This is a genomic window from Kitasatospora sp. CM 4170, from assembly GCF_032110285.1.
Taxonomy (GTDB): Bacteria; Actinomycetota; Actinomycetes; order Streptomycetales; family Streptomycetaceae; genus Kitasatospora; species Kitasatospora aburaviensis.
On the sequence record NZ_CP134877.1, the window covers coordinates 5,803,046 to 5,823,937 of the forward strand.

The 20,892-nt window shown below is 71.5% G+C and carries 19 protein-coding genes; all 19 read left to right on the forward strand.

What is annotated here, in order from left to right:
• The first annotated feature begins 88 nt into the window (after positions 1–88).
• The 19 genes from RMN57_RS24850 (at position 89) to RMN57_RS24940 (ending at position 20,890) form a co-directional block, all read left to right on the forward strand.
• Positions 89–1,381, forward strand: a complete 1,293-nt coding sequence (locus tag RMN57_RS24850; protein ID WP_313765539.1) for a homoserine dehydrogenase — start codon at positions 89–91, stop codon at positions 1,379–1,381.
• A gap of 8 nt (positions 1,382–1,389) precedes the next feature.
• Positions 1,390–2,478 (forward strand): threonine synthase, encoded by a 1,089-nt coding sequence (gene thrC, locus RMN57_RS24855; RefSeq protein ID WP_313765540.1) that lies wholly within the window; start codon positions 1,390–1,392, stop codon positions 2,476–2,478.
• A 336-nt stretch (positions 2,479–2,814) separates the two neighbouring features.
• Positions 2,815–3,750: a homoserine kinase gene (thrB, locus tag RMN57_RS24860; RefSeq protein ID WP_313765541.1), complete on the forward strand. Its 936-nt coding sequence runs from the start codon at positions 2,815–2,817 to the stop codon at positions 3,748–3,750.
• Positions 3,751–4,359: 609 nt separating this feature from the next.
• Entirely contained in the window at positions 4,360–6,453 is a 2,094-nt protein-coding gene (gene rho / locus RMN57_RS24865; RefSeq protein ID WP_313765542.1) for a transcription termination factor Rho, read from the forward strand.
• A gap of 126 nt (positions 6,454–6,579) precedes the next feature.
• Positions 6,580–7,728, forward strand: coding sequence for an LCP family protein (locus tag RMN57_RS24870; RefSeq protein ID WP_313765543.1), 1,149 nt, complete (start codon positions 6,580–6,582; stop codon positions 7,726–7,728).
• 148 nt (positions 7,729–7,876) lie between these two features.
• A complete protein-coding gene (rpmE, locus tag RMN57_RS24875) occupies positions 7,877–8,098 on the forward strand; it encodes a 50S ribosomal protein L31 (RefSeq protein ID WP_238865266.1) in 222 nt (73 codons plus the stop codon).
• 136 nt (positions 8,099–8,234) lie between these two features.
• Positions 8,235–9,311 carry a peptide chain release factor 1 gene (prfA, locus tag RMN57_RS24880; RefSeq protein ID WP_313765544.1) on the forward strand — a complete coding sequence of 359 codons (1,077 nt, stop codon included), beginning with the start codon at positions 8,235–8,237 and terminating at the stop codon, positions 9,309–9,311.
• A 61-nt stretch (positions 9,312–9,372) separates the two neighbouring features.
• Positions 9,373–10,239 (forward strand): peptide chain release factor N(5)-glutamine methyltransferase, encoded by an 867-nt coding sequence (prmC, locus tag RMN57_RS24885; protein WP_238865263.1) that lies wholly within the window; start codon positions 9,373–9,375, stop codon positions 10,237–10,239.
• A gap of 88 nt (positions 10,240–10,327) precedes the next feature.
• Positions 10,328–10,975, forward strand: a complete 648-nt coding sequence (locus tag RMN57_RS24890) for an L-threonylcarbamoyladenylate synthase (RefSeq protein WP_313765545.1) — start codon at positions 10,328–10,330, stop codon at positions 10,973–10,975.
• Positions 10,976–11,004: 29 nt separating this feature from the next.
• Positions 11,005–11,646: a protein-tyrosine-phosphatase gene (locus RMN57_RS24895; protein ID WP_238865392.1), complete on the forward strand. Its 642-nt coding sequence runs from the start codon at positions 11,005–11,007 to the stop codon at positions 11,644–11,646.
• Positions 11,647–11,827: 181 nt separating this feature from the next.
• Positions 11,828–13,135, forward strand: coding sequence for a serine hydroxymethyltransferase (glyA, locus tag RMN57_RS24900; RefSeq protein WP_313765546.1), 1,308 nt, complete (start codon positions 11,828–11,830; stop codon positions 13,133–13,135).
• A gap of 160 nt (positions 13,136–13,295) precedes the next feature.
• A complete protein-coding gene (locus RMN57_RS24905; protein ID WP_313765547.1) occupies positions 13,296–14,639 on the forward strand; it encodes an MraY family glycosyltransferase in 1,344 nt (447 codons plus the stop codon).
• Between the two features lie 295 nt (positions 14,640–14,934).
• Complete coding sequence (locus tag RMN57_RS24910) at positions 14,935–15,378, forward strand: hypothetical protein (RefSeq protein WP_313765548.1); 444 nt, start codon at positions 14,935–14,937, stop codon at positions 15,376–15,378.
• Positions 15,379–15,663: 285 nt separating this feature from the next.
• On the forward strand, positions 15,664–16,476 hold the full coding sequence (gene atpB, locus RMN57_RS24915) for a F0F1 ATP synthase subunit A (RefSeq protein ID WP_238865253.1): 813 nt from the start codon (positions 15,664–15,666) through the stop codon (positions 16,474–16,476).
• A gap of 91 nt (positions 16,477–16,567) precedes the next feature.
• Positions 16,568–16,804, forward strand: coding sequence for an ATP synthase F0 subunit C (gene atpE, locus RMN57_RS24920; RefSeq protein ID WP_148642913.1), 237 nt, complete (start codon positions 16,568–16,570; stop codon positions 16,802–16,804).
• Between the two features lie 40 nt (positions 16,805–16,844).
• Positions 16,845–17,405, forward strand: a complete 561-nt coding sequence (locus RMN57_RS24925) for a F0F1 ATP synthase subunit B (protein WP_313767953.1) — start codon at positions 16,845–16,847, stop codon at positions 17,403–17,405.
• Positions 17,402–18,217: a F0F1 ATP synthase subunit delta gene (locus RMN57_RS24930; RefSeq protein ID WP_313765549.1), complete on the forward strand. Its 816-nt coding sequence runs from the start codon at positions 17,402–17,404 to the stop codon at positions 18,215–18,217. Before RMN57_RS24925 ends, RMN57_RS24930 begins: the two co-directional genes overlap by 4 nt.
• A 151-nt stretch (positions 18,218–18,368) precedes the next feature.
• Positions 18,369–19,943, forward strand: a complete 1,575-nt coding sequence (atpA, locus tag RMN57_RS24935) for a F0F1 ATP synthase subunit alpha (protein ID WP_313765550.1) — start codon at positions 18,369–18,371, stop codon at positions 19,941–19,943.
• Positions 19,944–19,975: 32 nt separating this feature from the next.
• Positions 19,976–20,890: a F0F1 ATP synthase subunit gamma gene (locus RMN57_RS24940; RefSeq protein ID WP_313765551.1), complete on the forward strand. Its 915-nt coding sequence runs from the start codon at positions 19,976–19,978 to the stop codon at positions 20,888–20,890.
• Positions 20,891–20,892: the final 2 nt, after the last annotated feature.

Here is a 20,892-nt window from a genome sequence, read left to right on the forward strand (position 1 = left end):
TCCCGGAGACTGGTACAGACCGAAGTTCCGGCGGTCCCCGAAATCCCGCCGGAAATACCGAAGCACGATGAATGCAGAGCGGAGTCGGATGATGCGTACGCGGCCGCTGAAGGTGGCGTTGCTGGGCTGTGGTGTGGTGGGCTCCGAGGTGGCGCGCATCATGACGACGGACGCCGCCGACCTCGCCGCGCGCATCGGCGCGCCGGTCGAGCTCGCCGGCATCGCGGTCCGGCGGGCCGGCCGGACCCGCCCGGGCGTGCCCGAGCACCTGATCACCACCGATGCCGAGGCCCTGGTGAACCGGGGCGACATCGACGTGGTGGTCGAGGTGGTGGGCGGCATCGAGCCGTCCAAACACCTCATCCTGTCGGCGTTCGAGCAGGGTGCCTCGGTGGTCAGCGCCAACAAGGCGCTGCTCGCCAAGGACGGCACCGAGCTGCACGCGGCGGCCGCCGAGGCCGGCGTGGACCTGTACTACGAGGCCGCGGTGGCGGGCGCCATCCCGCTGCTGCGCCCGCTGCGCGAGTCCCTCGCCGGCGACAAGGTCAACCGGGTGCTCGGGATCGTCAACGGCACCACCAACTTCATCCTCGACAAGATGGACACCACCGGCGCCGGCTACTCGGAGGCGCTGGAGGAGGCCACCGCGCTCGGCTACGCCGAGGCCGACCCGACGGCCGACGTCGAGGGCTTCGACGCCGCCGCCAAGGCCGCGATCCTGGCCGGCATCGCCTTCCACACCGAGGTGACCGCGGCGGACGTCTACCGCGAGGGCATCACCGAGGTGACCGCCGCCGACATCGCCTCCGCCAAGGAGATGGGCTGCGTCGTCAAGCTGCTCGCGATCTGTGAGCGGGCGGCCGACGGCGCGTCCGTCACCGCGCGCGTCCACCCGGCGATGATCCCGCTCTCGCACCCGCTGGCGTCCGTCCGCGAGGCCTACAACGCGGTGTTCGTCGAGGCGGAGGCGGCCGGCCGCCTGATGTTCTACGGCCCGGGCGCCGGCGGTTCGCCGACCGCCTCGGCGGTCCTCGGCGACCTGGTCGCGGTCTGCCGCAACAAGCTCGCCGGCTCCACCGGCCCCGGCGACTCGGTGTACACCCAGCTGCCGGCCAAGCCGATGGACCAGGTGGTCACCCGGTACCACGTCAGCCTGGACGTGGACGACCGCGCGGGCGTGCTCGCCCAGGTGGCGTCCGTCTTCGCCGAGCACGGCGTCTCCATCGACACCGTGCGCCAGCAGGGCCGCGACGGCGACGCCTCGCTCGTCGTGGTCACCCACCGTGCCACCGACGCCGCGCTGTCGGCGACGGTCGACAAGCTCCGTGCACTCGACAGCGTGCGCGACGTGGCCAGCATCATGCGGGTCGAAGGGGAGTAGGAACAGCCATGAACGCCGTCATCGCCCGAGGCGCCCACACCCACCAGTGGCGTGGCCTGATCGAGGAGTACCGCGACCGGCTGCCGGTCACGGACTCCACCCCCGTGGTCACCCTGCTGGAGGGCGGCACGCCGCTCGTCCCCGCCCAGGTGCTCTCCGAGCGCACCGGCTGCGAGGTCTACCTCAAGGTCGAGGGCGCCAACCCGACCGGCTCCTTCAAGGACCGCGGGATGACGATGGCCATCTCCAAGGCCAAGGAGGAGGGCGCCCAGGCGGTCATCTGCGCCTCCACCGGCAACACCTCGGCCTCCGCCGCCGCGTACGCGGTGCGCGCCGGGATGGTCTCCGCGGTGCTGGTGCCGCAGGGCAAGATCGCGCTCGGCAAGATGGGCCAGGCGCTGGTCCACGGCGCCAAGATCCTTCAGGTGGACGGGAACTTCGACGACTGCCTCACCCTTGCGCGTGAACTGTCCGAGAAGTACCCGGTGGCGCTGGTCAACTCGGTGAACCCGGTCCGGATCGAGGGTCAGAAGACCGCCGCCTTCGAGATCGTGGACATGCTCGGCGACGCGCCGGACATCCACGTGCTGCCGGTCGGCAACGCGGGCAACATCACCGCGTACTGGAGGGGTTACCGCGAATACGCGACCGACGGCCTGGCCGCCCGCACCCCGCGGATGTGGGGCTTCCAGGCCTCCGGCTCGGCCCCGATCGTGGACGGCGCCCCGGTGCTCAAGCCGCAGACCATCGCCACCGCGATCCGGATCGGCAACCCGGCCTCCTGGGACTACGCGCTCGCCGCGCGGGACGAGTCGGGCGGCCTCATCGACAAGGTGACCGACCGTCAGATCCTGGCCGCATACCGGCTGTTGGCCGCGCAGGAGGGCGTCTTCGTGGAGCCCGCCTCGGCCGCCTCGGTGGCCGGCCTGCTGGCCAAGGCGGAGGCCGGACTGGTCGACCCGGGCCAGCGGATCGTCTGCACGGTGACCGGCAACGGCCTCAAGGACCCGGACTGGGCGGTGGCGGGCGCGCCGCAGCCGCAGGTCGTCCCGATCGACGCGGAGGCCGCCGCGCAGCGCCTCGGCCTGCTGGACTGACCGATCGCACGGCGGGCCGACCCTTTCGGGGGTCGGCCCGCCGCCGTTCTCGGCTGACACTTTTGTGTCAATTCCACCGCGTATTCCGATGCCATTCCGGCACGCATTCCGGCCAGAAACGGCAACACACCAGATCGAAGGCCCACGGGGTGTACCACTGTGGAACCTGTCTTCGATACTCTGGGTTCGGCCGTGTGGCACATGCCCCGGGTCCGGTCCGTCTGCGGACCGCGCCGACGACTGTGACCGCCCGCCCCGGCCGGGGCCCGCGGCCCCCTCCCCACCCTCGCACCGACGCGCTTCGCGCCGCCCGATTTCCCCAGGAGAGTCCACCGCATGGCCGGTCCTGCGTTCCGTGCCGCCGCCGTCCGGGTCCGGGTTCCCGCGACCAGCGCCAACCTCGGCCCCGGCTTCGACGCCTTCGGACTCGCGCTGGGTCTGTACGACGACGTGGTCGTCCGGGTCGCCGACTCCGGGCTCTCCGTCGACATCGCCGGCGAGGGCGCCGACACGCTTCCGCGCGACGAGCGCCACCTGCTGGTCCGCTCGATGCGCGCGGCCTTCGACCGCCTCGGCGGCCAGCCGCGCGGCCTCGAAGTGGTCTGCGCCAACCGGATACCGCACGGCCGCGGCCTGGGCTCCTCCTCCGCCGCGATCTGCGCCGGAATCGTGGCCGCCCGCGCCGTCACCATCGGCGGCCCGTCCGCCCTGGACGACGACGCGCTGCTGGCCCTGGCCTCCGAGTTGGAGGGCCACCCGGACAACGTCGCGGCCTGCCTGCGCGGCAACTTCACGGTGGCCTGGACGGAGGAGGACGCCGCCCGGGCGATCGCCCTGGAGCCGTCCGACCGGGTCGTCCCGGTGGTCTTCGTACCGGCCACCGAGGTGCTCACCGAGACCGCCCGCGGCCTGCTGCCCAGGACCGTGCCGCTGGCCGACGCGGCCGTCAACGCGGGCCGCGCCGCACTGCTGGTCGAGGCCCTGACCCGGCGCCCCGAGCTGCTGTTCGCGGCCACCGAGGACCGCCTGCACCAGGACTACCGCGCCTCCGCGATGCCGGACAGCGCCGCGCTGGTGGGGGCGCTGCGGGCCGAGGGCATCCCCGCGGTCATCTCGGGAGCCGGCCCGACCGTGCTTGCGCTCACCGACGAGGCGGGCGCGGACAAGGTCCTGGCCTTCGCCGGCGACCACGGCGGCAACGGCCCGCTGTTCGCCGCGCACCGGCTGGAGCTCGACCGGGCCGGGGCCTCGGTGCTCCCGCTCGACGTCTGAGCACCCCGTCCGAGGGGGGCCGGCTCCGGCGCGTCCGGAGCCGGGTCGTCCGGACACGATTGGCAAGCGCAAGGCTGGGGAATGTCTGAGGGGGTCGGTAGTGTTAACCTCATTGCTGCACCAGGTGCCCTCCGGGGCTCGGTGCGCCGCGTCCCGATCCCAGCACTCCGCACCAGCGGAGTCCCGGCGATGCACGGGGCGACGATTCTCCGGGAGCCCACCGCAGCGCGTACGCAGCCTGCCTGCGCGACTTGCGGCCGCATCCCGAAGCCGTGACGGCACCTGACTCCCACCCGCGGCCTCCCACCTGAGGCCAGGACGGGCGGAGCACGGGCCACCGTCACGCGACGGGGGCCCGGGATTCGCAGGCAGCGTGGGGGTACGCCCCCTCCCGGCCGGAGGCCGGGGGGAGGGTCGGCACGCGACCGACCCGCCGCGCCACTCAGCACCACCGTGCTTCATGCACCGCACCTCGCAGCTCTCCCCCGACGGGCTACCCGCCATTCGGGGGATCACCGCCTCGGACCGACGCAGTCGAGCGTTGGTCAGGACAGCACAACCGGTCGCCGAGCCAGACAGGCCGACGTCCGCTCCAGGGAAGGACCCTTAGTGAGCGACACCACCGATCTGATGGGCGCGCGCCCGGACGCCGAGGCGTCGGACGCAGCCGCCGCCCCCGCGGCCCCGGCCCGGCGCCGTCGCACCGCCGCCGCGGGCCTGGACGGCCTCGTCCTGGCCGAGCTGCAGAAGCTCGCCTCGACGCTCGGGATCAGCGGCACGGGACGCCTGCGCAAGAGCCAGCTGATCGAGGCCATCAAGGAGAAGAGCGGCGGGGACCCGCTGCTCGCCGCGGGCGGCGCCACCGCCGCCCCGGCCGCCAAGCGCACCGCCGCCAAGGCGGACAGCGCCGAGCCGGCCGCCGAGAAGCCGGCCCGCCGGACCAAGGCCGCGCAGGCCGAGGCCCCGGCCGCCGAGGCGCAGGCCCAGATCGAGATCCCGGTCCAGGCCGCCGCCGAGACCACCGCGCCCGCCCGCACCGAGCGCACCCGCCGCCGCGCCACCTCGGCCGCCGGCGCCCCGACCGCCGAGGCCGCCGCCGAGGCGCCCGCCGCGGTCGCCACCGAGGCCAAGCAGGCCGAGACCCGCGGCTCCGAGACCCGCGAGGAGGGCCGCACCGAGACCCGCCGCGACCGCCGGGACCGTCGCGACCGCCGCGAGGGCGGCGAGCGCGAGGGCCGCCCGGAGGGTGGCGAGGCGCAGGCCGGCCAGGACGGCGAGGGCCGCGAGTCCCGCCGTGACCGCCGCAACCGCCGTGAGCGCACCGAGCGCACCGAGCGCACCGAGCGCACCGAGCGCCAGGGCCAGCAGCAGGGCGGCCAGGCCGAGGGCGGCCAGGCCCGCCAGGGCCAGCAGCAGGCCCAGCCGCAGGCGCAGCAGCAGGGCGGCTACGAGGACGACGAGTTCGGCGACGGCCGGCGCGGCCGCCGCGGGCGCTACCGCGACCGCCGTGGCCGCGGCCGCCGCGAGGGCTTCGAGGCCGGCGTGGCCGAGCCGCAGGTCGGCGAGGACGACGTCCTGATCCCGGTCGCGGGCATCCTCGACATCCTCGACAACTACGCCTTCGTGCGCACCTCCGGCTACCTGCCGGGCCAGAACGACGTCTACGTCTCGCTCGCCCAGGTCCGCAAGAACGGCCTGCGCAAGGGTGACGCCATCACCGGCGCGGTGCGCCAGCCGCGCGACGGCGAGCGCCGCGAGAAGTTCAACGCCATGGTGCGGCTGGACTCGGTCAACGGCATGGACCCGGAGAGCGGCCGCGGCCGCCCCGAGTTCAACAAGCTGACCCCGCTCTACCCGCAGGAGCGGCTGCGCCTGGAGACCGACCCGGGCGTGCTGACCACCCGGATCATCGACCTCGTGTCGCCGATCGGCAAGGGCCAGCGCGGTCTGATCGTCGCGCCGCCGAAGACCGGCAAGACGATGGTGCTGCAGGCGGTCGCCAACGCGATCACCCACAACAACCCCGAGTGCCACCTGATGGTCGTCCTGGTCGACGAGCGTCCGGAGGAGGTCACCGACATGCAGCGGTCGGTGAAGGGCGAGGTCATCTCCTCGACCTTCGACCGCCCGGCGGAGGACCACACCACCGTCGCCGAGCTGGCCATCGAGCGCGCCAAGCGCCTGGTGGAGCTGGGTCACGACGTGGTGATCCTGCTGGACTCGATCACCCGCCTCGGCCGCGCCTACAACCTGGCGGCGCCGGCCTCCGGCCGCATCCTGTCCGGTGGTGTCGACTCGACCGCGCTCTACCCGCCGAAGAAGTTCTTCGGTGCCGCGCGCAACATCGAGAACGGCGGCTCGCTGACCATCCTGGCCACCGCGCTGGTCGAGACCGGCTCGCGGATGGACGAGGTGATCTTCGAGGAGTTCAAGGGCACCGGCAACATGGAGCTCAAGCTCGACCGGAAGCTCTCGGACAAGCGCATCTTCCCGGCCGTCGACGTCGACGCCTCCAGCACCCGCAAGGAGGAGATCCTGCTGGGCAGCGAGGAGTTGGCCATCGTCTGGAAGCTCCGCCGGGTGCTGCACGCGCTCGACTCGCAGCAGGCGATCGAGCTGCTGCTGGACAAGATGAAGCAGACCAAGTCCAACGCCGAGTTCCTGATGCAGATCGCCAAGACGACCCCCGGGTCCGGCGACTGACCGTAGATAAGCAGTTCCTGAGCACAGAACCCTGGTCCGCGCGAGCGGGCCAGGGTTCCGTGTTTGTTCCGGAGTTGGGACAGATCGAGCCCTTTTGATCATGTTGTCCGATTTACCCTGGAACGTATGGCCGAGCAGAAGAGGGTGACGACGCGCCGCCGCAGGGTCCTGCTGGCGGTCGCCTGCGCGGCCGCCGCACTCGTCGTCCTCGGGGCCGGGGCGGCCGGTTACGCGTACTTCAAGCTGAACGGCAACATCAAGAGCGTCGACATCGACGCCCGGCTGGGCACCGCCCGGCCGCCGTCCGCCACCGACGGGTCGTTCAACGTCCTGGTGCTGGGCTCGGATTCGCGGGCCGGCGGGAACGGCGACCTGGCCGGCGGGGACACCGGCGGCACCGCGCGCTCGGACACCGCCATGGTGGTCCACGTCAACCAGGACCACTCGCGGGCCGAGGTGGTCTCGATCCCGCGCGACACCCTGGTCGCCCGCCCGGACTGCACCGACGGCAGCGGCCGGACCGTGTCCGGGGCCAAGCGGGCCATGTACAACAGCGCCTACGAGACCGGTGGGGCCGCGTGCGCGGTCAAGACCACGGAGCAGCTCACCGGGCTGCGGATGGACCACTACGTCGAGATCGACTTCGCCGGCTTCGCCCGGGTCGTGGACGCGATAGGCGGGGTCACCGTGACCACCACGGTGGCCATCCACGACAAGGACAGCGGGCTGGACCTCCCGCCCGGCGAGCACCACCTCGACGGCCGGCAGGCGCTGGCCTTCGTCCGCACCCGGCACGGCGTCGGCGACGGCAGCGACCTCGGCCGGATCGAGCTGCAGAAGCAGATGGTGAGGTCGCTGCTCCGGCAGACCGGCGGGGCGGGCCTGCTCACCGATCCGGTCAGGCTCTGGTCGGTCGGCGACACCCTGACCCGCAGCATCACCACCGACTCGGCGCTGGCCTCGGTGAACTCCCTGGTGGGGCTGGCCCAGGAGCTCAAGGGGATCGGCCCGGACCAGCTCGCCATGGTCACCCTGCCGGTGGTGGCGGCCCCCGGTGACCCCAACCGCGTGGTCGCCGAGCAGCCGCAGGCGGACCAGCTCTGGGCGGCCCTGAAGGCCGACCGGGAGCTCCCGCGGACGGTGCTGGGGGAGCAGCCGGAGAACCCCGCCCTGGCGACCCCCACGGCCCCGGCCAAGGCCTCGCCCGCGGCGGGCGCGAGGACGGGCGCGGGGACGGGCGCGGGGACGGGTGCGGGGGCGGGCGCCACCCGCTGATCCGGCGCCGATCCGGCGCGGAATATCCCGGAACGCTCCCCGGTTTGGGAAGAAGCGGCCGGTCCTGGCAGACTGGTCCGTCGGTCCCGGTTCACGTGCGGCACTCCAGCCGCCGACCCGGTGCCCTCCCGATCACTAGGAGATCCCCTTGAAGTCCAACGTTCACCCCGAGTACGTGGTCACCCGTGTGACCTGCACCTGCGGCAACGAGTTCACCACCCGCTCGACCGAGACCAGCGGCGAGATCCGCGCCGAGGTCTGCTCGCAGTGCCACCCGTTCTACACCGGCAAGCAGAAGATCCTCGACACCGGTGGCCGCGTGGCCCGCTTCGAGGCCCGCTTCGGCAAGCAGCACAGCGCGAAGGCCTAGCGCTCCCGCGGCGCCGGTTCCCGGTGCCCCCGTACTCGTTCCGGGGGCGCTGGGGGCCGGCGCCGTTCGCGTCCCCCGGCGCACGAGCGCCCCGCGACCCCCACCACCACCCCATCTCACGGGAAGAAGGCCACCCATGTTCGAGGCAGTCGAAGAGCTCCTCGTCGAGCACGCCGACCTCGAAACGAGGCTGGCCGACCCGTCCGTCCACGCCGACCAGGCCAACGCCCGCAAGCTGGCCAAGCGCTACGCGGAGCTGACCCCGATCACCCGGGTCTACCGGGAGTGGCGGCAGGCCGGCGAGGACATCGAGGCCGCGCGTGAACTCGCCGCCGAGGACCCGGACTTCATCTCCGAGGTGAAGGACTCCGAGGCCCGCCGGGAGGAGCTGACCGAGGAGCTCCGGATGCTGCTCGTGCCGCGCGACCCGAGCGACGACAAGGACGTCATCCTGGAGATCAAGGCGGGCGAGGGCGGCGAGGAGTCCGCGCTGTTCGCCGGCGACCTGCTGCGGATGTACCTGCGCTACGCCGAGCGGATCGGCTGGAAGACCGAGATCATCGACTCCAACGAGTCCGACCTCGGCGGCTACAAGGACGTCTCGGTGGCCGTGAAGACCAAGGGCAGCTCCGAGCCCGGCCAGGGCGTCTGGGCCCGGCTGAAGTACGAGGGCGGCGTGCACCGCGTGCAGCGCGTCCCCGCCACCGAGTCGCAGGGCCGCATCCACACCTCCGCGGCGGGCGTGCTGGTCACCCCCGAGGCGGAGGAGGTCGAGGTCGAGATCCACGCCAACGACCTGCGGATCGACGTCTACCGCTCGTCCGGCCCCGGCGGCCAGTCGGTCAACACCACCGACTCGGCGGTCCGGATCACCCACCTGCCGACCGGTATCGTGGCGTCCTGCCAGAACGAGAAGAGCCAGCTGCAGAACAAGGAGCAGGCGATGCGCATCCTGCGGTCGCGGCTCCTGGCCGCCGCCCAGGAGGAGGCCGAGCGGGAGGCCTCGGACGCGCGCCGGAGCCAGGTCCGCACCGTGGACCGCTCCGAGCGGATCCGCACCTACAACTACCCCGAGAACCGCATCTCGGACCACCGCACGGGCTTCAAGTCGTACAACCTGGACCAGGTCCTGGACGGCGACCTGAACGCGGTGATCCAGTCCTGCGTGGACGCGGACGCGGCGGCCAAGCTCGCCGCGGCCCAACAGAACTGAGACCGGCGTCCGGGCACCACTGCCGTCAGTAGCCGGAGCGCAGAAACAAGAGGTCGTACGGATGAACCTGCTGCTCGCCGAGGTGGCCCAGGCCACCCAGCGGTTGGCCGCGGCCGGCGTGCCGTCGCCGCGCTTCGACGCGGAGGAGCTCGCCGCCCACGTCCACAACGTCAAGCGCAGCCAGCTGCACACGGTGAAGGACGCGGACTTCGACGCCCGCTACTGGGAGGCCGTCTCCCGGCGCGAGGCGCGCGAGCCGCTGCAGCACATCACCGGCCGGGCGTTCTTCCGCTACCTGGAGCTGGAGGTCGGCCCCGGCGTCTTCGTGCCCCGCCCCGAGACCGAGTCGGTCGTCGAGTGGGCCATAGACGCGGTGCGCGACATGGACGTCGCCGAGCCGCTGGTCGTCGACCTCTGCTCCGGCTCCGGCGCCATCGCGCTGGCCCTGGCCCAGGAGCTGCCGCGCTCCAGCGTGCACGCCTTCGAGCTGGACGAGGGCGCGCTGCGCTACACCCGGCGCAACATCGAGGCGAGCTCCGACCGGGCCCGGGTCACCCTGCACGCCGGCGACGCCACCCGCGCCTTCGAGGACGACCGCTCCTGGGACGGCCGCTTCGACCTGGTGATCTCCAACCCGCCGTACATCCCGCTCACCGAGTGGGAGTACGTGGCGCCCGAGGCACGCGACCACGACCCGCAGATGTCGCTGTTCTCGGGCGAGGACGGCCTGGACACCATCCGGGGCATCGAGCGGGTCGCCGCCCGCCTGCTGCGCCCGGGCGGCGCCGTGGTGATCGAGCACGCCGACACCCAGGGCGGCCAGGTGCCGTGGATCTTCAACGAGGACGGCGGCTGGACGGACACCGCCGACCACCGCGACCTGAACAACCGCCCGCGCTTCACGACGGCCCGGAAGGCCTCGTTGTGACCGGCCGGCGCCGTACCACCGCGGGCAGGGCGGCGCCGTCGAGCGCGACCGCCCACGTGATCAGCCATCTCGGAAGGGGACCGCACCGATGAGCCGCCGCTACGACTGTGCCGACGCCGGGGACCGTGCCACCGGCCTGCGCGAGGCCGCCTCGGCCATCCGCCGCGGCGAACTCGTCGTGCTGCCGACCGACACCCTGTACGGGGTCGGCGCGGACGCCTTCTCACCCGATGCCGTCGCCGCCCTGCTGGCCGCCAAGGGCCGCGGCCGCAACATGCCCTCGCCGGTCCTGGTCGGCTCGCCGACCACCCTGCACGGCCTGGTCACGGACTTCTCCGAGCAGGCCTGGGAGCTGGTCGACGCCTTCTGGCCCGGCGGTCTCACCCTCGTCGCCCGGCACCAGCCCTCGCTGCGCTGGGACCTCGGCGAGACCCGGGGCACCGTCGCGGTGCGGATGCCGCTGCACCCGGTCGCGATCGAGCTGCTGAACACCACCGGCCCGCTGGCCGTCTCCAGCGCCAACAAGACCGGCGGCCCGTCCCCGTCCACCTGCGACGAGGCCGAGCAGCAGCTCGGCGACGCCATCTCGGTCTACCTGGACGGCGGCACGGCGGACCACGCCACCGCGTCCTCCATCGTCGACGTCACGGGCAAGGTCCCGGTCCTGCTGCGGGCCGGCGCGATCAGCGCCGAGCAGCTGAGGGAGGTCGTCCCCGACCTGGAGGCCGGCAGTTGACGGCCGCCTCCCTCCATGCCGGGCCCGGCATATCGCCGTACCTGAGCGTGGGCCCCAGGCCGCTGGACCACTTCCGGATCCTGTTCGTCTGCACCGGGAACATCTGCCGCTCGCCGATCGCCGAGCGGCTCACCCGGCGTGAGCTGGACACCCGGCTCAGCCCGCGGGTGGCCGGCCGGATCCTGGTGGAGAGCGCCGGCACCTGGGGCCACGAGGGCGCGCCGATGGAGGAGCACGCCGCCACGGTGCTGGACGAGTACGGCGCCGACAGCGGCGGCTTCACCGGCCGCGAGCTGCTGGACGAGCACGTGGTCGAGGCCGACCTCGTGCTCACCGCGACCCTGGACCACCGCGCCCAGGTGATCTCCATGGGCCACGAGGCCGGGCTGCGCACCTTCACCCTGAAGGAGTTCACCCGCCTGGTGCGGACGATAGACCCGGGCACCCTGCCCGACCCGCGCCGCGGCGCCGACGTCACCGAGCGGGCCCGCGCGCTGGTGCGGGCCGCGGCCGCGCTGCGCGGCTGGCTGCTCGCCGCCAGCCCGGAGTCGGACGAGGTGCACGACCCGTACGGCGCGCCGATCGGCATGTTCCGCAACTGCGGCGAGGAGATATTCCACGCGGTGGACCCGGTGGTCACGGCCCTGACAGGCATCCCCGCCCCGCGCTAGGGCTGGGACACTGCGGCACCGTGACACTGCGGCACCGGGCGCCGCCCCCGGTGCCCTGCCGCCGGGTGGGTGCACCGGGTACGCGTCGGCAGGACGGCCGGGAGTGCCGGTCCTACGCTGGAGGAACCCTCACCCCAGCCTCCGGCCGGGAGGCGCCCCGATGCAGCCCGGGAGCCCCGCCATGACCGTCACCGATGCCGCGACCGGATCCGCCGGAACCACCGAGACGACCGGGACGGCCGGCCCGACGGGCGGCCGCTGGGCCTCCGAGACGCTGCGCCTGGCCGATCCGCAGCTGGCCGACCTGCTCGCCGCCGAGGCCGAGCGACGCGCCGAGAGCATCCAGCTGCTCGCGGGGGAGAACCTCACCAGCCCGGCCGTGCTGGCCGCGCTCACCGGCCCCCTGATCGACAAGTACGCCGAGGGCTACCCGGGCCGCCGCCACCACACCGGCTGCGCGCTGGCGGACGCCGCCGAGCTGCTGGCGATCGACCGGGCCCGCGCGCTGTTCGCCGCCCCGCACGCCAACGTCCAGCCCCGGTCGGCCACTTCGGCGATGCTCGCGGCCTACGCGGCGCTGCTGCGGCCGGGCGACACGGTGCTGGCGATGTCGCTGGAGCACGGCGGCCACCTGAGCTGCGGCTCACGCGCCAACTTCTCCGGACGCTGGTTCGAGTTCGTCGGCTACGGCGTGCGCCGCGAGGACGGCCTGGTCGACCTCGACGAGGTCCGCGCGCTGGCCCGGCGGCACCGGCCCAAGGCCATCGTGGCCGGCTCCATCTCGCACCCCCGGCACCCCGACTGGGCGGCCTTCCGGGAGATCGCCGACGAGGCGGACGCCTTCCTGATCGCCTCCGCCGCGCAGACCACCGGCCTGGTCGCGGCGGGCCTGGCACCCTCCCCGGTGCCCTACGCGGACGTCACCGTGGCCGCCACCCACAAGCTGCTCCGCGGCCCGCGCGGTGGCCTGCTGCTCTCCACCGCGGAGCTGGCCGAGCGGATCGACCGGGCGGTCTTCCCGTTCAGCCAGGGCGGCGCCGCGATGAACGAGGTGGCCGGCAAGGCCGTCGCGCTGGCGGAGGCCGCCACGCCCGCGTACCGGGCCTACGCGGAGCGGACGGTGGCCGGGGCGCGGGTCCTCGCCGAGGGGCTCGCGGAGGCCGGAATGCGCCCGTTGACGGGCGGTACCGACACCCACCTGGTGGCCGCGGACGTCTCCCCGCTCGGTCTCAGCGGCGCCGAGGCCGAGCGCCGCTGCGCCGCGGCCGGCGTGCTGCTCGGCAAGTGCGCCGTCCCGTACGATCCCGCGCCGCCCGCCGAGACCTCGGGGATCCGGCTCGGGACCGGTACCGTGACCTCGCAGGGCATGGGCGAGGCCGAGCTCGCCGAGATCGCCGGGCTGGTCGGACGGCTGCTCACCGGGGGCACGGACGTGCGGATCGGGGCCCGCGTCCGGGAGCTCGCACGGGTCTTCGCCGGCCGGCGATGAGCGGGCAACCCCATCTCCTACCCGGTAGGGCGAACCGCGATGCGTGCCCCGGGCGTCCGACTCAATAAGGTGTGTGCCGTGGCGACGCACCTCGAACCCCGGACAGGCACGGGAGTACCTTCGGTACCCACCCGTCGGACAGTGATGCAGGAGGCCAGTGGTGCGTGAGTATCTGCTGGTGCTGTTCTGCACCGCGGCCGTCACCTACCTGCTGACCGGGCCGGTCCGCAAGTTCGCGATCGCGGCCGGCGCGATGCCGCCACTGCGCGCCCGTGACGTGCACCGGGAGCCCACGCCGCGGCTCGGTGGCATCGCCATGTTCGGCGGCCTCTGCGCCGGCATCCTGGTCGCCTCGCAGCTGGACAACCTGTCCAAGGTCTTCTCCCAGGGCACCGACATCCGCGCGCTGCTCTCCGGCGCCGGGATCATGTGGGTGCTCGGCGTGCTCGACGACAAGTGGGGCGTGGACGCGCTGGTCAAGCTCGGCGGCCAGATGATCGCCGCCGGTGTGATGGTCTGGCAGGGGGTCACGGTGATCACCCTGCCGGTGCCCGGCGTGGGCGCGGTCGCGGTGAGCCCCACCCAGGGCATGGTCATCTCGGTCACCCTGGTGGTCGTCATGGTCAACGCGGTGAACTTCATCGACGGCCTGGACGGCCTGGCAGGCGGCATGGTCTGCATCGCCGCGATGGCGTTCTTCCTGTACTCCTACCGGCTCTGGTACGGCTACACGATCATGGACGCGGCCCCCGCCGTGCTCTTCAGCGTGCTGCTGATCGGCATGTGCCTGGGCTTCCTGGCGCACAACCTGCACCCGGCCCGGATCTTCATGGGCGACTCCGGCTCGATGATGCTCGGCCTGATGCTCGCCGTCGCCGCGATCTCCATCACCGGCCGCGTCGACCCCGACCTGATCACCAGCGAGACCGGTTCGCAGACCGCCACCGTCCACGCCCTCGTGCCGATCTACATCCCGCTGCTGCTGCCGCTGACCGTCATCGCACTGCCGCTGGCCGACCTGCTGCTCGCGGTGGTCCGCCGCACCTGGGCCGGCCAGTCGCCGTTCGCCGCCGACAAGCGCCACCTGCACCACCGCCTGCTGCAGGTCGGCCACTCGCACAGCCGGGCCGTGCTGATCATGTACTTCTGGGCCGCGCTGATCGCCTTCGGCACGGTCGCCTTCTCGGTCACCAACACCGGCCGCACGGTCGTGCTGACGCTGGCCGGGCTCTGCCTGGTCGGCCTGGTCGTGCTGCTGACCCCGCGGTTCCGCCCGCGGGCCCCGCGGGCCGTGCAGTCCTTCGTCCCGCCGCGCTACCGCCGTCGCCCCGCCGCCGGCCGTGCCGCCGCGGCGCCGGTCACCGGGAGCGAGGCCGCCGCGGTCGCGCCGGCCTCCGCACCGATGGCGGAACTGTCGGCGAAGGACAAGGAACTGCTCGGTGAACTCGGCAAGGGTTCGTCCGCGGTCTCCGGCCGGGGGCACGGCAGCGGCCGTGGCCGCTAGGTGAATTGACGTACCGTCATTCGGGTTCATCCAAACGGCGGCACTCTTGGTCCGCTGGTGTGACAGGTACCACACATTCATGGTAAAGCTCTCATCAAATAGTTTGTGATACCGTTCACGAGTACCGAGAACACGCCGAAAGACCTCACAGGTGGATGACTTCCGTCCCTGGCCGGTCTCCCTCGACGGGCTCGCCGTTGAGCGGCCGGCCTGCGGCGCCCCCTCGGTCCGGTGTCACCCACCACGTTCTGTGCCCGTCCCCCTGCCACATCGACATGCCGCCGGAGTTGCCGACATGCCGTCCAACGACGCCCGGATCCTCCGAGGCGCCGCGATCCCCACTGCGGTCGCCGGCGTCATCGCCATGGTGATCTCGTTCGCCGTCGCGGGTGGCAAGGGACTGCTCGGCGCCCTCTTCGGAACGCTGCTGGTGATGGCGTTCTTCAGCTCGGGCCAGGTCGCACTCGACCGGCTGACCAGGTCGAACCCGCACATCATGATGGCCGCGGCGCTCCTGGTCTACACCACTCAGATCTTGCTGGTCGGCATCGTCCTCGCGGTCTTCAAGGACACCGACCTCTTCAACCGGCAGGCGTTCGCCTTCACGCTGCTGGGCTGCGCCCTGATCTGGACGGGCTTCCAGGTGCGCGGCGCACTCAAGGCCAAGACCTTCTACGTCGACCCCGACGCCTCCGAAAACAAGGCCGACAAGCCTTCAGACTCGGGGCGTCAACAGTGACGAGGCCGGGCTGTCCCCCCAACGAGGGGGGCGGTGTTTATGCCGCACTGACGGGCTGCTATCGTCCGTCGCAACAACGGAGTACGGGAAGAGGCCTGGTCTGTCCGATCGATGGACGGATCGCCCCCCGGACCCGCGCAGTCTTCGATGATCCCGCGGCGGTGCGACGCACTGCCGTGCAGGGTCCGCGAGAAACCCATCAAGTACCAGTGCCGCTCCGTGGTCGCAGGCCACGCCGACACACCGAGGTTGCCGTAACCATGCGTCACGACGAAGGAGTCCGTGGTGAGTGCTGAACTCACGAAGCTCGCCTCAGGCAGTTGCCACTTCGGGGACGCAGGCTGCGGCTTCCCGGCCCCGGGTCTGAACGAGTTCCAGTTCAAGCCGATCTTCACGATCGGCAGCGTCGAGTTCAACAAGCCGATGCTGCTGTCGATGATCGTCGCGCTGCTGGTCGTCGTCTTCTTCTGGTCCGCCTTCGCCAAGCCGCGCCTCGTACCGGGCAAGCTGCAGCTGGTCGCCGAGATCGGCTACGACTTCGTCAAGCGGTCCATCGTGCTGGAGACGATCGGCAAGAAGGGCGAGAAGTACGTCCCGATGCTCGTCTCGATGTTCTTCTTCATCTGGCTGATGAACATCATGTCGATCATCCCGTTCGCCCAGTTCCCGGTCACCGCGGCGATCGCGTTCCCGGCCGGCCTCGCGGCCGTCGTCTGGGTCACCTACATGACGCTGACCTTCAAGAAGCACGGCTTCGTCGGCGGCTTCAAGAACCTCTGCTGGCCCTCGGGCATCCCCGGCTGGGTCATGTTCATCCTGGTGCCGATCGAGTTCTTCTCGAACATCTTCGTGCGCCCCTTCACGCTCGCGGTCCGAGCCTTCGCGAACATGTTCGCCGGCCACCTGCTGATCGTGATGTTCTCCATCGCCTCCTGGTACCTGCTCAGCCCGACCCTGGGTGCGCTCTACGGCTCGGCCTCGTTCATCGTCGCCGTCGCCCTGACCGCCTTCGAGCTGCTGGTCCAGTTCCTGCAGGCCTACATCTTCGTGATGCTGGCCAGCAGCTACATCGCCGGTGCCCTCGAAGAGGCGCACTGAGCCAGGGGGCCTCGGCCCTCCCTGAACCAACCTCCCGGATCGCCCGGTGGCCAATCACCACCGGTTCACCACCCTGCAAAGGACAACTGCAATGAGCTTCCTCGCTGAGGGCACTGTCTACGGTTCCGTCGCTTCCATCGGCTACGGCCTCGCTGCGATCGGCCCCGGCATCGGCGTCGGTCTCATCTTCGGTAACGGTGTCCAGGCCATGGCCCGTCAGCCCGAGGCTGCCGGTCTCATCCGTTCCAACATGTTCATCGGCTTCGCGCTGACCGAGGCGCTGGCCCTCATCGGCATCGTCATGCCGTTCGTCTTCGGCAACAAGTAATCCCGCCGCAGACCCTTTCGAGGAAGGTCCAGATATGAGCATGGGCATCGTGGCTCAGCTTGCGCAGGAAGAGGAGAAGATGAACCCTCTCCTCCCCGCGTGGCCCGAGATCATCATCGGCCTGCTCTGCTTCTTCATCGTCTTCGGCCTGCTCGGCAAGAAGCTCCTCCCCAGCATCGAGAAGGTGCTGTCGGAGCGCCGGGACGCCATCGAGGGCGGGATGGAGCGGGCCGAGGCCGCTCAGGCTGAGGCCCAGGCCCTGCTTGAGCAGTACCGTGCCGAGCTCGCCGAGGCGCGTCACGAGGCTGCCCGCATCGTCGAGCAGGCTCGCGAGCAGGGCGCGGCCCAGCTCGGCGAGATGCGCGAGGAGGGCCAGCGCCAGCGCGAGGCCATCGTCGCCGCCGGCCACGCCCAGATCGAGGCCGACAAGAAGCAGGCGACTGCCGCCCTGCGCCAGGACGTGGGTTCGCTGGCCTCGCAGCTGGCCTCCCGCATCGTGGGCGAGTCCCTTGAGGACCACGCGCGGCAGAGCGGCGTCATCGACCGCTTCCTGGACGAGCTGGAGGCCAAGGCCGCCGTTGCTCAGGGTGCGGCCAAGTGATCGGCGCTAGCCGCGAGGCCCTCGCCGCCGGGCGGCAGAACCTGGAGGGTCTGACCGACTCCACTTCGGTGGACGCGGCCAAGCTCGCCGAGGAGCTCACCGCCGTCACGGTCCTGCTGGACCGCGAGGTGTCGCTGCGCCGCGTCCTGACCGACCCGTCCCGGTCGGGTCAGGACAAGGCCCAGCTGGTCTCCTCGCTGCTGGCCGGCCAGGTCTCCGGCGAGACGGTCGACCTGGTCTCCGGCCTGGTCCGCTCCCGCTGGTCGGGTGGGCGTGACCTGGTCGACGCCACCGAGGAGCTGGCCGCGTACGCCGAGGTCATCGCCGCCGACAAGGCCGGTGTCCTGGACGACGTCGAGGACGAGCTGTTCCGGTTCGGCCGGGTGGTGAGCGGCTCGCACGAGCTGCGCAACGCGCTGACCGAGCCGAAGGCCGGTGCCGCCGCCAAGGCGGAGCTGATCAAGAAGCTGCTCGGCGGCCGCGCCAACGCGGGCACCGTGCGGCTGGTGATCGCCCTGGTCAACCACCCGCGTGGCCGTAGCCTTGAGCAGGGCCTCGAGTCCTACTCGAAGCTCGCCGCCGCTCGGCGCGGTCGTGTGGTGGCCCTGGTCACCACCGCGGTGCCGCTGTCGGACGTCCAGAAGGAGCGCCTGTCGGGCGCTCTGGGCCGGATGCAGGGCCGCCAGGTCCACCTGAACATCGACGTCGACCCCACGGTCGTCGGCGGTGTCCGGGTCCAGATCGGCGACGAGATCATCGACGGCACCGTGTCGAGCCGCCTCGAAGGCGCTCGCCAGTCGCTCGAAGGCTGAGCACCGAAGCACATCCGACCCTCGGTCGGGACCCGGCTCCACCGGAGCCGGCAAATCGTACGGCCGGTTCGAGAGACCCGGCCGAGAGTCGAATACTTGCGGCCCTCAATGGCGGGCCGAGGATCGCAAACTAGGAGAGCAGGGAAGCCTGATGGCGGAGCTTACGATCCGTCCGGAGGAGATCCGGGACGCGCTGGCCGACTTTGTCCAGTCGTACCAGCCGGACGCCGCCTCTGTTGAAGAGGTCGGCACGGTCACCGAGGCCATGGACGGTATTGCCAAGGTCGAGGGTCTGCCCTCGGTCATGGCCAACGAGCTGCTGAAGTTCGAGGACGGCACGCTCGGCCTCGCGCTGAACCTCGACACCCGCGAGATCGGTGTCGTCGTCCTCGGCGAGTTCAGCGGCATCGAGGAGGGCCAGACGGTGCGCCGCACCGGCGAGGTCCTCTCCGTGCCGGTCGGCGACGGCTACCTCGGCCGCGTCGTGGACCCGCTGGGCAACCCGATCGACGGTCTGGGCGAGATCGCCTCCACCGGCCGCCGCGCCCTGGAGCTGCAGGCCCCCGGCGTCATGGTCCGCAAGTCGGTCCACGAGCCGATGCAGACCGGTATCAAGGCCATCGACGCGATGACCCCGATCGGCCGCGGCCAGCGTCAGCTGATCATCGGCGACCGCCAGACCGGCAAGACCGCGGTGGCGATCGACACGATCATCAACCAGCGCGACAACTGGCGCTCGGGCGACCCGAAGAAGCAGGTTCGCTGCATCTACGTCGCCGTCGGCCAGAAGGGCTCCACCATCGCGTCCGTCCGCGGCGCCCTGGAGGAGGCCGGCGCGCTGGAGTACACCACGATCGTGGCTGCTCCCGCCTCCGACCCGGCCGGCTTCAAGTACCTCGCCCCGTACACCGGCTCGGCCATCGGCCAGGAGTGGATGTACGACGGCAAGCACGTCCTGATCATCTTCGACGACCTGTCGAAGCAGGCCGAGGCCTACCGCTCCGTCTCCCTGCTGCTGCGCCGTCCGCCGGGCCGCGAGGCCTACCCGGGTGACGTCTTCTACCTGCACTCCCGCCTGCTGGAGCGCTGCGCCAAGCTCTCCGACGAGCTGGGTGCCGGCTCGATGACCGGTCTGCCGATCATCGAGACCAAGGCCAACGACGTCTCGGCGTACATCCCGACCAACGTCATCTCCATCACCGACGGCCAGTGCTTCCTGGAGTCCGACCTGTTCAACGCCGGCATCCGCCCGGCCGTGAACGTCGGTATCTCGGTCTCCCGCGTCGGTGGCTCCGCCCAGATCAAGGCCATGAAGTCGGTCGCCGGCCGCCTTCGCCTGGACCTGGCGCAGTACCGCGAGCTGGAGGCGTTCGCCGCCTTCGGCTCCGACCTGGACGCGGCCTCCAAGGCGCAGCTGGAGCGCGGTGCGCGCATGGTCGAGCTGCTGAAGCAGGGCCAGTACCAGCCGTTCCCGGTCGAGGAGCAGGTCGTCTCCATCTGGGCCGGCACCACCGGCAAGCTGGACGAGGTCCCGGTCGCGGAGATCCGCCGCTTCGAGCGCGAGTTCCTTGAGAACCTGCGCCTGCAGCACAAGGACCTGCTGGCCGGCATCGTCGAGACCGGCAAGCTGGAGGACGGCACCATCGACGCGCTCACCACCGCGATCGAGGCCTTCAAGCAGGGTTACCAGACCGCTGACGGCAAGCTGCTCTCCGAGCAGGCCTGAGTCCGGTAGCGAGGGAAAGGACGTAACGACCCATGGGAGCACAGCTTCGGGTCTACAAGCGCCGGATCCGCTCTGTCACCGCGACGAAGAAGATCACCAAGGCGATGGAGATGATCTCCGCGTCGCGCATCGTCAAGGCGCAGCGCGCGGTGGCCGCCTCCACTCCGTACGCCGATGAGCTCACCCGGGCGGTGACGGCGGTGGCCACCCGGTCCAACGCCAAGCACCCGCTCACCACCGAGAACCCGAACGCCACGCGCGCCGCGGTCCTGCTGATCACGGCGGACCGCGGGCTGGCGGGCGGCTACTCGACCAACGCCATCAAGCAGGCTGTCGCGCTCAGCGCGAAGCTCCGCGAAGAGGGCAAGGACGTGGTGACGTACATCGTCGGTCGCAAGGGCGTCTCGTACTACACCTTCCGTGACCTGGCGGTCGAGAAGTCGTGGACCGGCTTCTCCGACAAGCCGACCTACGGTGACGCGAAGGTCGTGGCGGTCGACCTGATCGAGGCCTTCACGGCCGAGACCGGTGGCGTGGACGAGCTGCACCTGGTCTCGACGAAGTTCGAGTCGATGCTGACGCAGACCGCGGTGGATGCCCGGCTGCTGCCGCTGAAGCTCGACGAGGTCGAGCTCAGCGACGAGTCGAAGGCCAAGCACGAGATCTTCCCGCTGTACGACTTCGAGCCGTCGGCCGAGGGCGTCCTCGACGCCCTGCTGCCGCGGTACGTCGAGAGCCGGATCTACAACGCGCTGCTGCAGTCGGCCGCTTCCGAGCACGCCGCCCGCCGCCGCGCGATGAAGAGCGCGACGGACAACGCCGGCGAGCTCATCAAGTCGCTCACGCGGCTTGCCAACTCGGCCCGTCAGGCCGAGATCACCCAGGAAATCAGCGAGATCGTCGGTGGCGCCAACGCGCTCGCTGACGCGAGCCGCGGGAGCGAATGAGT

Bases quoted from the DNA above. Each gene is read 5' to 3' on its own strand.
- atpA (WP_313765550.1), top strand. From the start codon at position 18,369: ATGGCGGAGCTTACGATCCGTCCGGAGGAGATCCGGGACGCGCTGGCC.
- RMN57_RS24925 (WP_313767953.1), top strand. From the start codon at position 16,845: ATGGGCATCGTGGCTCAGCTTGCGCAGGAAGAGGAGAAGATGAACCCT.
- RMN57_RS24850 (WP_313765539.1), top strand. From the start codon at position 89: ATGATGCGTACGCGGCCGCTGAAGGTGGCGTTGCTGGGCTGTGGTGTG.
- RMN57_RS24940 (WP_313765551.1), top strand. From the start codon at position 19,976: ATGGGAGCACAGCTTCGGGTCTACAAGCGCCGGATCCGCTCTGTCACC.
- glyA (WP_313765546.1), top strand. From the start codon at position 11,828: ATGACCGTCACCGATGCCGCGACCGGATCCGCCGGAACCACCGAGACG.
- RMN57_RS24870 (WP_313765543.1), top strand. From the start codon at position 6,580: ATGGCCGAGCAGAAGAGGGTGACGACGCGCCGCCGCAGGGTCCTGCTG.
- atpE (WP_148642913.1), top strand. From the start codon at position 16,568: ATGAGCTTCCTCGCTGAGGGCACTGTCTACGGTTCCGTCGCTTCCATC.
- RMN57_RS24910 (WP_313765548.1), top strand. From the start codon at position 14,935: ATGCCGTCCAACGACGCCCGGATCCTCCGAGGCGCCGCGATCCCCACT.
- thrB (WP_313765541.1), top strand. From the start codon at position 2,815: ATGGCCGGTCCTGCGTTCCGTGCCGCCGCCGTCCGGGTCCGGGTTCCC.
- RMN57_RS24890 (WP_313765545.1), top strand. From the start codon at position 10,328: ATGAGCCGCCGCTACGACTGTGCCGACGCCGGGGACCGTGCCACCGGC.
- thrC (WP_313765540.1), top strand. From the start codon at position 1,390: ATGAACGCCGTCATCGCCCGAGGCGCCCACACCCACCAGTGGCGTGGC.
- prfA (WP_313765544.1), top strand. From the start codon at position 8,235: ATGTTCGAGGCAGTCGAAGAGCTCCTCGTCGAGCACGCCGACCTCGAA.
- prmC (WP_238865263.1), top strand. From the start codon at position 9,373: ATGAACCTGCTGCTCGCCGAGGTGGCCCAGGCCACCCAGCGGTTGGCC.